The sequence below is a fragment of the Spiroplasma helicoides genome (assembly GCF_001715535.1).
Taxonomy (GTDB): domain Bacteria; phylum Bacillota_I; class Bacilli_A; order Mycoplasmatales; family Mycoplasmataceae; genus Spiroplasma_A; species Spiroplasma_A helicoides.
The window spans coordinates 219,754-237,346 of sequence record NZ_CP017015.1; the positions used below are offsets into that span (position 1 = coordinate 219,754).

Annotated in this window: 12 protein-coding genes; all 12 read left to right on the forward strand. The window is 29.3% G+C overall.

What is annotated here, in order from left to right; genetic code table 4:
* The first annotated feature begins 84 nt into the window (after positions 1 to 84).
* Complete coding sequence (gene pfkA / locus SHELI_RS01035) at positions 85 to 1,053, forward strand: 6-phosphofructokinase (protein WP_069115920.1); 969 nt, start codon at positions 85 to 87, stop codon at positions 1,051 to 1,053.
* 26 nt (positions 1,054 to 1,079) lie between these two features.
* Positions 1,080 to 2,537, forward strand: coding sequence for a pyruvate kinase (pyk, locus tag SHELI_RS01040; RefSeq protein ID WP_069115921.1), 1,458 nt, complete (start codon positions 1,080 to 1,082; stop codon positions 2,535 to 2,537).
* 85 nt (positions 2,538 to 2,622) lie between these two features.
* A complete protein-coding gene (gene pyk / locus SHELI_RS01045) occupies positions 2,623 to 4,062 on the forward strand; it encodes a pyruvate kinase (RefSeq protein WP_069115922.1) in 1,440 nt (479 codons plus the stop codon).
* 281 nt (positions 4,063 to 4,343) lie between these two features.
* Entirely contained in the window at positions 4,344 to 4,658 is a 315-nt protein-coding gene (locus SHELI_RS01050) for a PTS sugar transporter subunit IIB (protein WP_069115923.1), read from the forward strand.
* An 87-nt stretch (positions 4,659 to 4,745) separates the two neighbouring features.
* A complete protein-coding gene (locus tag SHELI_RS06080; protein ID WP_069115924.1) occupies positions 4,746 to 7,238 on the forward strand; it encodes a PTS sugar transporter subunit IIC in 2,493 nt (830 codons plus the stop codon).
* A 12-nt stretch (positions 7,239 to 7,250) separates the two neighbouring features.
* Positions 7,251 to 8,738 carry a glycoside hydrolase family 1 protein gene (locus tag SHELI_RS01060; protein ID WP_069115925.1) on the forward strand — a complete coding sequence of 496 codons (1,488 nt, stop codon included), beginning with the start codon at positions 7,251 to 7,253 and terminating at the stop codon, positions 8,736 to 8,738.
* A gap of 265 nt (positions 8,739 to 9,003) precedes the next feature.
* Positions 9,004 to 9,630 (forward strand): hypothetical protein, encoded by a 627-nt coding sequence (locus SHELI_RS01070; protein ID WP_069115927.1) that lies wholly within the window; start codon positions 9,004 to 9,006, stop codon positions 9,628 to 9,630.
* Between the two features lie 92 nt (positions 9,631 to 9,722).
* On the forward strand, positions 9,723 to 11,672 hold the full coding sequence (gene thrS, locus SHELI_RS01075) for a threonine--tRNA ligase (RefSeq protein ID WP_069115928.1): 1,950 nt from the start codon (positions 9,723 to 9,725) through the stop codon (positions 11,670 to 11,672).
* 135 nt (positions 11,673 to 11,807) lie between these two features.
* Complete coding sequence (locus tag SHELI_RS01080) at positions 11,808 to 13,631, forward strand: ABC transporter ATP-binding protein (RefSeq protein ID WP_198146099.1); 1,824 nt, start codon at positions 11,808 to 11,810, stop codon at positions 13,629 to 13,631.
* Positions 13,632 to 13,805: 174 nt separating this feature from the next.
* On the forward strand, positions 13,806 to 14,132 hold the full coding sequence (locus tag SHELI_RS01085; RefSeq protein ID WP_232306384.1) for a PTS lactose/cellobiose transporter subunit IIA: 327 nt from the start codon (positions 13,806 to 13,808) through the stop codon (positions 14,130 to 14,132).
* Positions 14,133 to 14,166: 34 nt separating this feature from the next.
* Entirely contained in the window at positions 14,167 to 15,123 is a 957-nt protein-coding gene (locus tag SHELI_RS01090) for an ROK family protein (protein WP_069115930.1), read from the forward strand.
* Between the two features lie 231 nt (positions 15,124 to 15,354).
* Positions 15,355 to 17,583: a PTS sugar transporter subunit IIC gene (locus SHELI_RS01095; protein ID WP_069115931.1), complete on the forward strand. Its 2,229-nt coding sequence runs from the start codon at positions 15,355 to 15,357 to the stop codon at positions 17,581 to 17,583.
* Positions 17,584 to 17,593: the final 10 nt, after the last annotated feature.

Here is a 17,593-nt window from a genome sequence, read left to right on the forward strand (position 1 = left end):
TAATTAGCAAAAATAATAAAAAAAATGTATATTTGTGTGCCTTATTCAATATTAGTTATATAATATTCAATATGGAGGCACTATATGATTAAAAAAATTGGAGTTTTGACATCTGGAGGAGATGCTCCGGGTATGAATGCAGCTATTGCAGCTGTTGTTAAAGCAGCAATATCTAAGGGAATCGAGCCCTATGTTGTTAAAGAAGGTTACAAAGGTTTAGTTAACAAATGAATCGAAAAAGTTAATATCAACTTTGCTTCTGATATTATTTCAAGAGGTGGTACAGTAATTGGTTCAGCAAGATTTGTTGAATTTAAAGAAGAGTCAGTTAGACAAGTTGCTGTAAATAATCTTAAGGAAATGGGTATTGAAGCACTAGTTGTAATTGGTGGGGATGGAAGTTATCAAGGAGCAGAAAAATTAACTCGTATGGGAATCAATTGTGTTGGTCTGCCAGGAACAATTGATAACGACATTGTTTCATCAGATTACACAATTGGTTTTGATACAGCGTTAAACACAGTTGTAAGATCAATTGACCAAATTAGAGATACAATGCAATCTCACAATAGATGTGCAGTTGTTGAAATTATGGGAAATGGCTGTGGAGACTTAACTTTATATGGAGCAACAGCAACTGGTGCAGAGGTATTTTCAACACATGAAAGCAAATTATCTGAGGAGGAAATATGTGCTAAAGTTAAAGAATTAGCAGAAAAAAACAAACGCAGTGTGATTGTTGCAGTATCTGAAAAAATGTATGATGCACATAAATTAGCAGAAAAAATAGAAAAAGCATCTGGATATGTTACTAGAGCAACAATTCTTGGACACGTTCAAAGAGGTGGTTCACCAACAGCTATGGATAGATACTTAGCAACAACAGCGGGAATGTTTGCTGTTGACCAATTGGTTGCTGGGAAAGGTGGGTTGTATGTTGGAATGAGTGATAATAAACTTGTTGCAAGAGACATAGATTCAACTTTGAATATGCCAAAAAAAGATAAATCTAATGAGTACAATGAGTTAAGAAAAATAAATGCAGCTTGCTAAAAGCATTAAAAAGAGAGGTAAAGAGTATGTTAGATAAAAACTTAGAATTTTATGAACCAAACGAATTATCAAAGAAAATAAAAAGAACAAAAATTATAACAACCATTGGACCAAGTACAAGTACAAAGAATGACATTAGAAAACTATTTGAATCAGGTATGAACGTAGTTAGATTAAACTTTTCGCACGGTTCACAAGAAGAACATGTTGTTAAAATGAAGTCAGTTTTAGAATTAAGAGAAGAATTAGAAAAACCAATTTCAATACTTTTAGATACAAAAGGACCAGAAATTAGAGTTGGAAAAATGTTTGAGGGAGCACAAGAAATTAAAGCAGGATCAGATGTTGCTATTTATACAACTCCTGAGGAATATGCAAAAAGAGAATGTAAAGCAACTGAAATGACTGTTTCATATGATATGAGTGTTGACTTAAAAACAGGAGATACTATATTGGTTGATGATGGTAAATTAACATTACATGTTTTAAATGTTCAACCAGGTTTAGTTAATTGTAGAGCATTCAACCACCACAAAGTTAAAACTAACAAAAGAATTAACTTACCAGGTGTTGATTTCTCATTACCATTCTTGAGTGAAAAAGATATTTCTGATATTAGATTTGGAGCCAAAAACTCTATTGACTATATTGCTGCTTCATTTGTAAACACTGCCGATAATGTTCATCAAATTAGACAAATTTTAAAAGAAGAAAAAGCGGAACATATTCAGATAATTTCAAAAATAGAATCTAAAATTGGTATTTACAATATTGATGAAATTATTGAGGCTAGTGATGGAATAATGGTGGCTCGTGGGGATTTAGGATTAGAAATTCCTTTCTATGAAGTTCCATATTGAGAAAAACAAATAATAAGAAAATGTAGAAAACTGGGAAGAATTTGTGTTGTTGCAACTCAAATGTTAGAATCAATGACAGACAACCCTCAACCAACAAGAGCTGAAGTTACTGACGTATACTATGCAACAGAACTTGGAGCAGATGCAACAATGTTAAGTGGTGAATCAGCTGCCGGGATTTATCCTTTTATAACAACTGAAACTATGGCAACAATCAATAAACGCGCTGAACTAAGTTTTTATGGAAAAATATATTATGATAGAGCACTTGAAATTGCAAGAAGTTCATCAAAAGGAAAAAGAGCTTTAATTGCAGACGAATTAGCCAATATTACAAGAAACGGTAAATATGAGTTTGCAATAGTATTATCAAGAACTGGTGAATTATTAAAAACAATCTCAAAATTTAGACCTAATGTTACAATTTTAGGTGTATGTGAAGATATGAAATTATGAAATGCATTTGGTGCATGACACTCAATCTTTATGAATAAAGTGAAAAGTATTGATGAGATTGTGGCTGATCCTAAATTAGCAGCAGAGATTGCAAGATCTTGAGGTGCTAAAAAAGGTGAAGAAATCTTAATTGTTAAATCTGAAGATATTAAGACTCATACAGTTTAAAAAAATGGGAATTACCCATTTTTTTTGTTTATAGGTTTTATAAAGTGATATAATTTTTAGTGTTAAACAATAAAGGGGAAAATATATGAAGATTTATAACTTAAAAGATAAAGTAAAAAGAACCAAAGTTATTACAACAATAGGTCCATCTGTTCACTCTAAAGAAGCATTAAATGAATTATTTGAAAATGGAATGACAACAATTCGTTTGAATTTTTCTCATGCTGACTTCACAGAGCATGGAGAAAGAATTGAATGAGTTAAAGAACTGAGAGAAGAAATCAAAAAACCTATCTCAATTCTTTTGGATACAAAAGGTCCAGAAATTCGTGTTGGTAAAATGAAAGATGGAAAACAAGAAATTAAAGCAGGTACTGATGTAACTGTTTATACAGATCCTGAAACATTCTCTTCAAGAGAATGTGGTCCAACTGAATTACAAATGTCATATGACATGAGTCAAGATGTTAAGGTTGGAGATGTAGTTTTAGTTGATGATGGAAAATTAACAATGCATGTTACAAGCATTGATAAAGATAAAAAAATTGTTATGTGTAAAGCATTTAACCATCACTTAGTAAAAACAAACAAACGTGTTAACCTACCAGGTGTTGATTTTACATTACCTTTCTTAGCTGAAAAAGATTACAATGATATAAAATTTGGTATTAAAAACGGAATAGACTATATTGCAGCTTCATTTGTAAATACTGCTGACAATGTAAAAGAAATAAGAAAAATATTAAAAGAAGAAAATGCAGAACATATTCAAATCATTTCAAAAATTGAGTCACAAATTGGTATAGATAATATTGATTCAATAATAGCTGAAAGTGATGGAATTATGATCGCTCGTGGTGATTTAGGATTAGAAATTCCTTACTATGAAGTTCCATATTGAGAAAAAGTTATTATTAGAAAATGTAGAGAAAAAGGTAAATTAGTAGTAGTTGCAACTCAAATGCTAGAATCAATGACAGATAATCCTCAACCAACAAGAGCTGAAGTTACTGACGTGTACTATGCAACAGAACTTGGAGCAGACGCAACAATGTTAAGTGGTGAATCAGCAAATGGAGATTATCCATTTATCACAACAGAAACAATGGCAACAATTAATAAAAGAGCAGAAATTGAATTTTACACTAAGTTGTACTACGAAAAACAATTAGAAAATGCACGTAAAACAACAAGTGGAAAAAGAGCAGAAATAGCAAACCAACTTGCAAACACTGCTTTTGAAGGAAATTATGAATTTGCTGTAGTTGCTTCAAGAACTGGTGAATTATTAAAAACAATCTCAAAATTTAGACCTAATGTAACTATTTTAGGAGTAAGTGCAAACCCTTCTTTATGAACTGCTTTTGGAGTATGACACTCAGTGTTTATGAATAAAGTTGAAGATTTTGATAAGTTTTTAGAAGATGAAAAAGCAATTATTGAGGTAGCAAAATCATGAGGTGCCAAAAAAGGAGAAAAAATTCTTTTTGTTAGAAATGAATCAATAAAAGAACTAACAGTTTAATTAATAATTAAAAATTTGGCTTAGCCAAATTTTTTTTATTTGAAAAAATGTTTTACTAAAATAAAAAAACTATTATATTTTTTTGGTATAAAATCAAACAAATACTAATCTAATTAAAAAATTTTACCAATAATAATTACAAATATCTAAGTGAAATACTTTTATTTTAATATTTTTTTAAAGATTAAAAGTGAAAAAATTTCAAATTTTAGAAATTTTTTTTGAAAAATTTTGAAATTCTTAGAAAATGTTCTATAATTATTAAGAAAGGAGTTAGAAAAATGTTAAGAATATTATTATGTTGTTCAGCAGGTATGTCTACTAGTATGCTTGTATCAAAAATGCAAGCTGCTGCTAGAAGAGAAAGTTTTGAATGTAAAATTGAAGCGATGTCAATTGCGCAAGCCAAAATGGAGCTAGATAAATGAGATGTTGTAATGGTAGGTCCTCAAATGGGATTTGCAGTAAAAGAACTTCAAGCCGTAACAGATAAACCTGTAGAAGTTATTCCACCTCAGATTTATGCCGTTGCAAAAGGTCCTGATGCTATTAAAATGGCTCAAGATATGGCAAAAAAGGCGGGTTTAAGTTTTTAGAACAACTAGTTTTAATTTATTTTAAAACTACCCTTTTTGTATCAAACAATTAAAAAATAGAATGAATAATTAAAAGGAGGAAAAGCAATGGGTACAAACGAGATTGTAAACAGACCTGATTCCAAAGCTAAGGCATGATTTAAAAATAAATTCATTCCTGCTATGGGTAAATTAGGTTCACAAACCCACCTAGCATCAATGCGTGATGCTTTTGGTACATTGCTTCCACTTACAATTACTGGATCACTTGGATTAATTTTAGGTAGTATAGTATTTGCTGGTGGTGGTAGTGGATATGTATCGGTACTAGGTTTATTTGTTAAAATAGCTCACCCTGAATTAAGTAATGATGCAATTACTAAATTTATTCAAAATCCACTTAATGAAGGTTGATATAAAACTTTCTTAATTGGTGCGACAGTATTTAACAACTTGAACACAATAACAATTGGTATGACTTCAATATGATTCTCATTTGTTTTTGGATATTATATTTCTTTAAACAGAAACTTAAAAACACCTGTTATTGGTGGATTTGCTTCTACAATGGGATTCTTAGCAACTACAATGGGGAACATAGGATTCTACCAAGGTGCTGCCGGATTAATTGGAGCAATTATATTTGGAGCTATATCAACAGAAATATTTGTAAAATTATCTAGTGTGAGAGCACTATATATTAAATTACCAGATGGAGTACCACCAAGTGTAAGTAAATCATTTGCGGTGTTTCTACCATTTATGCTGACATTATTAATAATGGCTGCAGGTAACTTAATATTTATAATACCTGCATACATTGATCAAGAAACATTTAGAGTCCATGCTTCTGAAAACTCAAAAATAGATAGTGCAGAAGGTTGACTTGCATGAATAAATCAATATGGTGCAATCAATGATGATACTACTAAATTCTGAGATGCTGCAAAAGCAGGTAACTGATCAAATTTCTCACAAATTGATGCAGTTAGAGATGCATTCCAAGCAGCAGCAAAACAAGGAACTGATGATGAAAAAATTAGATACTTGTTTGAACATTTAAAAGATATTTATGGAAATTTGGGATCAAAAGATCAACAATCTTTATTCTCATCACTAATGACAGTAATGTCAGGGGTTGATGCAGGTAAAGTTTATAGCTTTGATTCAGGAGCAACATCTGCATTTATAGGAAATGTTGAAAATATAAATGAATTAATGATGTTCAATACATATAGTGCTGTATCTGTAAACTATGACCAGTTTGGTCTATCAGCAGCAGTTTATCAATTCTTTGTAACATTCTTATTAACATTCGCTCAAGGATCACAAGGAGGTTTAGCATTAGCATTAGCATATGCATTCTTTATCTCATTCCTATGATTCTTTGGGGTTCATGGATCAAATGTTGTTAATGGAGCATTCCTTCCAATTTGATCAATGATGTTTACTATTAACTCAACATTAGTAGCACAATTAGGATACGATCAAGCAGTTCTTACTGGACAAATGGGGGTATTTGCCTCACCTATATTTGACTGTTTTATGAACCTAGGGGGATCAGGAGCTTCATTTGCCTTGATTCTAGGTACATTAGTATTCTCAAGAAGACAAGATAACAAAAAAATATGTATTTACTCAACTGCACCCGGTGTGTTCCAGATTAATGAACCAATTACATTTGGTTTTCCATTAGTTTTAAATGGAGTATACTTCGCACCATTTGTTGCAGCACCTATGGTTAATATATTTATGGCATGATTATTCTCACCACAAGCATTAAACTTGGTTGGATATGCAGCAATTACTGTGCCATGGACAACACCATTCTGGATTGCAGGTCCACTAACTTACTATAGACAAGGTGGATGGGCATTCGTCTTAACAATAATCAACTTAGCAATATCATTTGGAATTTACTTCCCATTCATATTAATTGACAACAGTCGTTACTTCAAAAAAATCAGAATTATTGATATGGAAGAATATCAAAAACAAATGAGATTCTTCAGAGACCCATACTTTAAAGCAACTGTTAAATTAGAAGATAAAGTTGAAAGAATTAAAGCTGGTGGAGAATATGCATATGGTAATGCAGAAGCTCAAAATAGATTCTGAGAAAATAAATTATCTAACTCAGCAATTCTAGATATCAGAAAAAACTGAAACTTAGCTATAGCAGATGCAAAAGTTGCATTCTATGACTTCAAAGCAGATAGATATAAAGAAATGGGAGAATCAAAAAATCTTGTAAAACAAGAAGCTTGAGAACAACCAAGAAGAATTAATGAATTAAAATATGAATTAGCAGAAAGAATGATGGATGACAAAGATCATACAATCAACAAACAAACCGAAAAAGCGGCTTTAAAAGAACAAATTAAAGCAATTAAAGCAGAGTTTGTATCTAAAAAAGAATCAATCAAATCAGTACAACAATCAAAATTAGCAACTTACAAACAAGTTCGTGCTGAAAAAATGTCAGCTATTGCAAGTAAAAAAGCTGAATTTAAAACAAAAGCTGCTGAAATTAAAGCAAAATATAGCGCAGAACTTGCGCAAGCAAAAGCAGCAGCAAAAGCAGCAAAAGCTAACAATTAAGAGGTAAGGTAAATGAAAGATTTTCTATTCAGTGCATCTACTAACTCATTTCAAATTGAGGGTGGTAGATCAATAGGTGGTAGAAGTCAATCAATATGAGATGAGTTTACCAAAAGAAACTTCTATATACCTCCTGTAGGTAAGCCTGGTAGAGAAATAGGTAACATTGAAATCGCAGCGGATTTTTATCACAAATATAAAACTGATGCAAGAATAATGGAAAAGTTAGGTTTAAATGCTTTTGTTTATAACATGGATTGAACTAGAATTTATCCAAAAGATGAGAACTATATAAATCCAGAAGGTATAAAATTCTACATCGATTTCTTTGAAGAATTTTATAAAAAAGGAATTAAACCAATACCTATCTTATACCATTGAGACACTCCTTTGTGGGCTGAAATACGTGGGGGACTACAAACTGACGAAATCAGATTATGATTTAGAAATTATGTAAAAACTTGCTTCAAGTATTTAGGTAAGTACACAGATGTATGATTTGTGACAGATGAAAACTCAACATTTGCACAAGATGCATATCTTAGTGATTATTTACCACCAGCTAAAGTAAGTGAACTAAATTTTGCAAAAGCAATTCATAATTTACATATGCTTGGTGCAATTGCCAAGGAAGAGTTTGAAATTGCCAAAGCAAAAGGATATATATCAAGTAAAGCTATAATTGGTGTTGATCATGATTGGTCACCACCAATTGCTTTTTCTAATGACGAAAATGATAAAAAGGCTTGTGAAAAGTATAATGACTGATTTTTAGAATTATATTTAACTCCAGCTTTTGAAGGAAATTATCCTAAATCATTTTATGATTTTATAGAAAAACATAAATTGGACTTTACGGTTTCTCAACAAGATTTAGAATATTTGAAAAATAATAAACTAGATTTAATTGGATGAAATTATTATCGTCCAATTTTTGTGACTAGTAGTATAGAAGGTTATAAAGACAATGATTGACAAATACCACCTCAATATGTAAAAAATTTAGACATATATTTAGTATTCCCAAAATCAGAATCATACACAAAATGAAATTGGCTTATTAAGCCTGATAGACTTGTTTCTGGCGCTCATGAGTTAGCTCAGAGATACGGAAAAGATTATCCAATTATGATTTTAGAAAATGGTATGGGAGATTTTGATAATAAAACCAATGAACTAATTTTAGATAATGATAGAATAAACTTTCTATCAGGTCACCTAAAAAAAGTGCTAGAAGCAAAAGAACAAGGAATTAACTTTATTGGTTATTCGTTATGAACTTATTGTGATATTTTTTCTCCAAGTGGGGGATACAGAAAAGATTATGGCTTAGTTAGTGTAGATTTTAATTCGCCAATATTAGAAAGAAAACCTAAATTAAGCTATGTTTGATACAAAAATGTAATCAAAAATAAAGGAAAAGTTTTAGAGTTTGATAATAACACTCTAAAAAATGAATTAATTGATCTTTTAAAAGAGTGAAATCTATTTTATAAATAGTTTTTTATATCTATTAATGATTTTAAAAAAGTAGTACAATAAAAAAAAGGAAAAAAATGGGACCAGTATTTTATTTAGTAACAGGATTAGCAATATTCTTTATAGTAGTACCCGGGTTTTTATGGGTAGCTGTAACTTTTTATTGTAAGTCAAAAAGAAAAGTGATACATAACATAAACTGAATAATGTTTGGCATACAAATGTTAGGTATCCTTATAGGAGTCTTATTGATCATATTTGGTCATAAAATTGTGTAGGTTAAATTATGAAAAAGTTTGATATAAAAGATAAAGTTTTAATAACAGGTGGAGATGATTATCGTCACCTTATAAATAAGTTTGCAGATGAAGAAGAGAGATTTGAAAAAAAAGTTTATGGTTCTATGACCGAAGAAACTAGAAGAACAGTTTTGGTTTATAGAAAGTGTTTTATAAAATCTACTTTATCTGAAGTTTTTAAGACTTTTGTTAAAATGGCCATTGATGATCTAAATCCCAATATTGACATAAATGAAATTGAAGAAGGATGTTTTGGAATAACATCTAAAAAAACAAATAATATACCATTTAGAGTGACAACTTTTGAAGTTGATAGTGAGTTTGAAATTAAGTGATACACGAAAAACAATGCTTTTATAAGAACTGTTATTTTTAGAGAAACTAAAAATGGAACGAAAATGAAGTATTGAGATACAACGAAAGGAATGGAAACGGTTTTTGGTTTAAGAGCCAACTATGACAAAGCTCTTTATCTTAAGAACAGAAAGATAACCTTTAAGATTCAAACCTTAAAATTAAAATTAGAACTAGAACAATTAAATGAACAACAAATAAAAAAAATGAATGGAAGTATTGATGACTTAACCAAAAAACTAGCTAAGTATCAATACTAATAAAAACAAATTGATATATAATTTATAATGTCTTTTTAAAAAGAAAAATTTGTATCAATTAAATTTATGTTAATTAAAAAGGAGAAATAAATATGAAAGTTACTTTACTAGACGGAGAAGTAAAAGTTTATGATAAACCCCGTCAAGTTGCAGATATAGCAGGAGATATTGCTATAAGTTTAAAAAAGAAATGCATTGGTGCATTAATTAATGATAAAGATGTTGTAACAAGTGGTGCAATAATTGATAAAGATTGTAAACTTGAAATCATCACAGAAAGACATGAATTATACAGAAGTGCTGTAAACTATACAGCTAAAATAATTACAGGTTTTGCAGTTAAATCATTATACCCTGATGCAGATTTGGTTCCACAAAATGATGATTTATCATTAGAAGAATTTTCACTATTTTTTGATTATCCTCAAGGATTGAAATTTGAAGATTTGAAAGCAGTAGAAAATTTAGCTAACGAAATGATTAAAGATAATAAACCATTTTCATTCGGAGAAGCTAGCGAAGAAGAATGTTTAAAAAAATTAAAAGATATAAATAAAAACCCTATTTATTTAGAAGCTGTAAAAGAAGATAGCGAAAAAAGATATATAAAATACGAAGTAGGTAAATTTGGAGGACTAGAGTTTTTTGCTAGATATGCAATGTTGAAAAGCACTGGTTCATTATATAAAATTGAGCTTACTCAATTAACAGGAGCATATTTTCAAGGGGATGCTTCAAATCCTATGATTTATAGATTGCACGGAATTACTGGTGACAGTAAAGAGTCATTTGAAAAAGTTCAAGAAACTATTGAAGAAATGAAAAATAGCGATCACAAATATATTGCTAAAAATTTAGAAATATTCCACTTGGACCCAATCATTGGTCAAGGACTACCAATTTGATTACCTAATGGAGCAATCTTAAAACAAGAAATTAAAAAATACTTGATGGAAAAAGAATTTGAATTTGATTTTATTCAAATTGAGACTCCGATTATTGGAACAAGTGAATTATATAAAAGAAGTGGGCACTGAGATCACTATAGAGATGATATGTTTGCCCCAATGCATTTACCAAAAGAAGAAATGGTTTTGAAACCAATGAGTTGTCCACACCATATTAGTGTTTACAATTACAAACAAAGAAGTTATAGAGAATTACCACTTAGATTTGCAGAACATGCATTACAACATAGATATGAGTCATCTGGTAGTTTAACAGGTCTAGAAAGAGTTAGAGCAATGGAATTAACTGACTCTCACATTTTTGTTAGACCAGATCAAGTGAAAGAAGAGTTTTCAAGATGTTTTGCTCTAATTCAAGAAGTTCTAGAAACTTTTAACATCAAAATTGATTATCTATCTCTTTCGTTGAGAGATCCTAAAGACAAACAAAAGTATTTTGATGATGATAAAATGTGAAATGAAGCGGAAAAACAATTAGAAGAAGTGCTTAAAGAACTAAAATTAGAGTACAAAAAAATGCCTGGTGAAGCTGCATTTTATGGACCTAAATTAGATATTCAAGCCAAAACTGCTTTGGGACATGAAATTACTGTCTCAACTATTCAGTTAGATTTCTTATTACCACAAAAATTTAATTTATCATATGTTGGACCAAATGGTGATTTACTAAAACCAATTATGATTCATAGGGGATTGGTAGGAACTTATGAAAGATTTATTTCTGTACTTCTAGAACAAACTAAAGGGGTATTACCTTTATGATGTTCACCAAGACAAGTTGAAATAATTCCAGTTCAACAATCAGGAGCATTTGATTATGCCGAACAAGTTAAAGCGGAATTAAGAAAACACTATATTAGAGCAGGAATTGATAATAGAGATGAAAGACTTAGTTATAAAATAAGGGATGCACAAATCAAAAAAATTCCTTATCAAGTAGTACTGGGTGAAGCTGAAGAAGCAAATAAAACAATTACATACAGACAATATGGTAGTGAAGAACAAGTTACTGTAAAGTTAGATGAATTCATCAAAATGCTTAAAGAAAAAATTGATAGTAAAGAATACTCTTAATTTTAATAAATTAAAAAAGTTGTATTTTAAATTTTATAAGATATTGGTAAAAATAACTTATAAGTTTAAAATACTTTTTATTTCCTTAATATTTATTTGATATTATATATTTAACAAAATTTAAGGGATGAAATGATGAAAAAAAATAAAAAAGAAAAGTATGTTACCGATAAGTTTTTTTCTGCTAAAAAGCTTTTTGCTGCCTTAATTATGATAGGTGGAGGTATAAAAAGACATCCATGAGTATTTTTTCTATGTACACTAGCCACCATTTTAGATTCAATATCTTGATCATTTTCTACTGTATTTGTTAAAGGTCTAACAACCGCACTTCTAGAAAACAATGGAGAAGGTGCTGAACTTTTTGGCTTTAATTTAAGTTGAGTACAATGAATAATTATGGGTTTGAGTGCATTTGTTTCTTTTATAATATTTGAGTTTTTAACAAATGTTCTTGCAGGAGTTTTTTCAAAAAAACTTGAAATAGATTTAAGAAATAAAGCACTACAACACTTAGTAGAAATTGACATAAGTTATTATTCAAGAAATCAGCTTGGATTGGTAATGACAAGGGTTATAACTGATAGTGGAAATTTAGGTGAAGCTTTTAATACGTTCTATCTAACATTTATATGAATGATAGTAAGTTTAACAACAACTATTATAATAATTTTTGGAATAAATATAGAGTTAGCATCAATTGCTACTGGATTTTTACTTATCATGTTAATTGTAATTTCTGTAGTTTTTATATACTACAGAAGGGCAAATTTGATAGCAATTGATAAAAGACAACATATTGATGCAGATATAATTGATAGACTAATAAATATTAGATTAATTAAAGCAACTGGATCAGAAAATTTAGAAACAAAAAGAAACAAAGAATTACATCACACTTATGATACAAGTAAACAAGTTGCAATAAGATTACAATCATCCTTAGTTGTTTTTAATGGAACAATGATTGCACTTTTACCAATTATTTTACTTGTTATAAATATTTTTTTAAATCAAGGTAAAATGTCACCTGAAGCTTTTTCCACTTTAACAATTTCTTTTATCACAGCAAGTGCAAATTTCATGGTTAATCTTTCTGTGCTTACACAAGTTTTACAAGGTATTATGTGGATGTCTAATTGTACAATGAGGCTGAATTATATTTTTAATGAAAAAAGTATTATTGAATATTCAGAAAATCCCATTAAAATAAATTCAATTAAAACAGTCGAATTTAAAGATGTATCTTTTAGATATCCAGAATCCCCAACAGTTGAAATCCTTCCACCAATAAACATTAAATTTACAAAAGGTAAAAGTTATGCTTTTGTTGGTGAAACTGGAGTTGGTAAGTCTACTATTGCTAAAATGTTGTTAAGATTTTATGATGTTTCAAGTGGTCAATTATTGATAAATAATATTAATATAAAAGATTTGAATTTATCTCACTATCTATCTCATGTGGGATATGTTGAACAAGAACCACAAATTCTTTTTGGAACTGTGATGGAAAATTTAAAGTACAGTATTCCAAAAGAAGTTTCTGATGAAGAGGCTATAGAGGCTTCTAAAAAAGCTAAATTAGATGATTTCATTCAATCATTGCCCGATAAATATGATACTATTCTTGGTGAAAGAGGTTTTATGTTCTCTGGTGGTCAAAAACAAAGGTTAATTATTGCCAGATTATTTTTGAAGAACCCAGAATTATTAATTTTAGATGAAGCAACAAGTGCATTAGATAATATTGTAGAAAAAGAAATTCAGTCTGAGCTAGATGAATTGATGGAAAATAGAACAACAATTGTTATTGCTCACAGACTTTCAACTATTAAAAATGTAGATCAAATAATTGTTTTAGAAAGAAAAAAAGGAATTGGTCAAATAGGCACATTTGAAGAGTTGAAATCATCCCCGGGAAGGTTTCAAAAATTATACAATTATGGTCTACTGAAATAGTAATTAATGTAAAAAACCCTTTATTTTAAGGGTTTTTTACATTGGTTTAAATATCATTTGCGCAAATAATATGATAATATTTAAATAGGTTTAGTCGAAAGAAACTAATCCAATCGATAAAGGTTATTTATATTAAGTTTTTTAAATTTAAATAACATAGATGGGAGTATTATAGTGGCAAAAGAATTTAATTGAGAAGAAATATCATTCGGGATAATAACATATGTAGGTATGGCAAAATCTAATGCAATAATGGCAATTAGAGAAGCAAAAGAAAAAAATTATGATGAAGCTTTGAGACTTTTAGAAGAAGCTGAAAAAGAAATGATTAATGCTGAAAAAATGCATATGGATGTAATTTCAGAAGAAGCAGGTGGAACTAAAATTGATTTTAAAGTATTGTTTATGCATGCTGAAGATCAACTACTAACCACACAAGCGATAATGGTTTTAGCTAAAGAAATGATTGACATGTATAAACAAATACATGGAGTTAAATAATAATATTTTAAATAATTATTATTGGAGGTGTACAATGGCTAAAGCTTTTGTAGTAGATTTAGGGGCGACTTTCGCAAAATGTGCTTTTTTTGAAAAAGATGAAGTACAATTAAAATTTGAATATCCAACATCTGATAGAAAAAATATTTTAGAAAGAATAGTTGAAGAGGCTTTCAAAAAAGCTGATGAAAATAAAATCGATATAAAAACCTTAGATTTTATTGGTATTGCTGTTTGTGGTATTGTTGACAACAAAACAGGTACAGTAATTTATTCAACTAACTTAGGATGAAAAAATTATCCAGTTAAAGCAATACTGCAAGAATTATTCAATAACAAAAATGTTGTTGTTTTAAATGATGCAAAATCTGCAACTTTTGGTGAATGAAGTAGAGGTTTAAACAAAGAACCTAACTCAATGGCTTTATTTACAATCGGTACTGGTATCGGAGGAGGAGCTATTTTTGACAGAGACTTAGTTTTTGGAGATAATACCGGATTACCAAGCGAGCCTGGACATGGTGGAGGATTTCAAAATGAGATTGAATGTGGGTGTGGACTCAAAGGTTGTGTAGAGCCCATTTCATCTGCAACCGGTATTGAAAGAGCTTTAAGAGAACAAGGTAAAGTTTCAAAGGGTGAACTAGGTAAACGTTACAAAGAATTGGGAGATGATCTCCATATTATTGATATCGCGGATTTGTTTTTGGGTGGTGATCAAGAAGTTATAGATATTTTTTACAAAGCACTTGAACCATTGGCAAAGATTATCTCTGTATTGATTCACTTCTTTGATATTTCAATCATCGTTATTGGTGGTGGACCATCTAATTTAGGAGAACCACTAATGGAGTTGATTAGAAAACAACTTAAACATTATGTTTTACCAGACTTTTATGAAAAATTAAACTTAGTTCAAACTTCTTTAAGAGGACTTGTTGGGAACTGGGGAGTTTATGAATATGGTAAGTCAGCATTCAACTTAAAGTAAAGTAAAAACCAAGGTTTCTTGGTTTTTACTTTATAATATGATATATTTTAAGTAGTTATAAATTGGCTATTTATTTATATTTTAAATTATAAATGAAATAGGAATGAATTAATTTTTTTTACTATTTTTAGCATTATAGTTGAATGTACAAGAACGGCTTTACTTTACTTTATTTTGTTAGTAGATGGGTTATTAATTATCTAAATTTTGATATATTAAAGGTGATCACAAATGGAGCGTTACGAAAAATTTCCTGAAATAAAAAATATCTATAAAAAGATTTTAAAAAGTAAAGATAACTATAAAAAAAATATTTTAGAGTTAAAAAGCTCAAAACCTTTTTTATATGAAAAAAAATACAAAATAAGAAAAGTTAAAAGAAAATTTAGAAGAATTTTAAGGGTAAGAATAAAAGAATTAAAAAGTAGATTTAGATTAGAACTTAGAGCTTCAAAATACAAAAAAACAGACATTAAATATTTATATTTAAATTTTCAAGCTAACTTGATTAATCTAAAAGATGAATATAAGAAGAAAGCTGATCTTAGTTATAGTAAATTAAAAGATGAGATTAATACCATTATTTCAGCAAATAGAGTTATATCTGATAAAAATAAAGCAATAATTGCTAGTATAAAAGAAGCTAAATCACTTTTTAAAGTGAAATGAAAAGATCTAGAAGATGATAGAAAAGCAAATGAACTTATTTTATTGCAAGAATATAAAAGAAGAAAGTATAATTATAGAACTAAAAGAAAAGAATTCAAAAAAGAATTTAAAATCAAAAGAAATACTTTAATTGAGGATTTTAAGAATGAAAATCCAAATATGGAACATTTTAAATTTACTTTATATAAGTTTATGATGTACAAACTAAAGCCTTTTAAAAATGAAAATGAAGAGAAGATTTACAATCTGGTTTTAAAAATAAATGAGATTAAAGTTCAAAGCCTTAATAAAATACATATGCAAAAAAAATTCTTGCTTGATGCAAGAAATGAAATTTTATACAACAAAGGTAAAGAAGAACCAATCACCTTTAAAACATTAGTTAATATTTTAACAATGGGTATTGGTAAAGTAACTAGTTGAAAATACATGGTTGCTCTAAGAAATGCTTTTTATTCACTTATACCGATGATGATAGTTGGTGCCATATTTATGTTTATCAACAACATAATGCTTTCATCAGAAAAGGGTGGTTTTTTTAGTCTATTTAATTTAAATGTAAACTCAATTGAGTTACTAAATCGTATAAAACTTGTGGGAAATTATATTGAAGATGCTACTTACTCATTTTATTCAATCATACTGGCTGGTGCTGTCGCTTATCATTTGGCGAGATTTTATAATATGAGTAAGTGAAGTTGCGCCACATTAGCGGTTTGTTCATTTGCTATTTTAAATACTAATATTTTTACAGAAATTTCAGCCTTTGGTAATAGTGGTATTTTTAGCGCTTTTATAATTGGATCATTATCAACAGTTATATATGCCAAAATTTCAAAAAGTGAAAGATTCAGCATTAGATTTTATGGTAAAGTACCAGAAGGTATTTCGAAATCTTTTAAAAATCTTATTCCTTTTGCAATAACATTAGCTATTTTTGGAGTAAGTGCTTTAATTATTGCTGTTGTAGGAAGCCAAATTGGTCCCGTTACTATATCGGGAGTCGAAAGAAATTTTAACTCACTAAACGAAGTTATTATAATTATGTTTCAAAAATCAGTAGAGGATTTCCATGAAGGTTATGGAAAAATGATTGCAATATTATTTGAGTGACAATTGCTATCTTTTGTGGGTATATATGCAAAAGGGGTTTTGGGACCTATCGTTGGAAGTGAACAAATAATGGGTTTGCATCATAATCAAGAAGCAATTGCCAATGGTTTGAAACCAACGTTTGTTTTTACAAATTCTTTTATGAATAATTTTGTTCAAATGGGAGGTACTGGAGGAACCATTGGTCTTATTATAGCGATCTTGATTTTGTCAAAAAGATTAAATTGAAGAATAATTGCTAAATTAACTTTAATACCTGCTATTTTTGGTATTAATGAACCACTAGTATATTCACTTCCACTTATTTTTAACTGAGTCTTATTAATACCATTTATATTAGCGCCATTGCTTGCAGCTACATTTGCTTACATAACTACTATTTGGGGAATATTTGATTATACAACAGAATCTTTATCAACAATCATACCTCCAATAGTTGGAGGATATTTATCTACTGGTAATATTGGAGGCGCCATATTAGCATTATTATGTATGTCAATCTTGATAATTTGCTATTTACCTTTTGTTGCAATTGGAAATAATACATTTAAGTCCGATAACAATCAAAATGATAGAAGTTTGGATATACCAAACTTGGTTATTCAGAATAGAGTTGATGGTAATGACCCACCAAAACTTGGATTTAGTAAAATAACAGAAAACAACCGAAGATTTTAATCTTAAACAA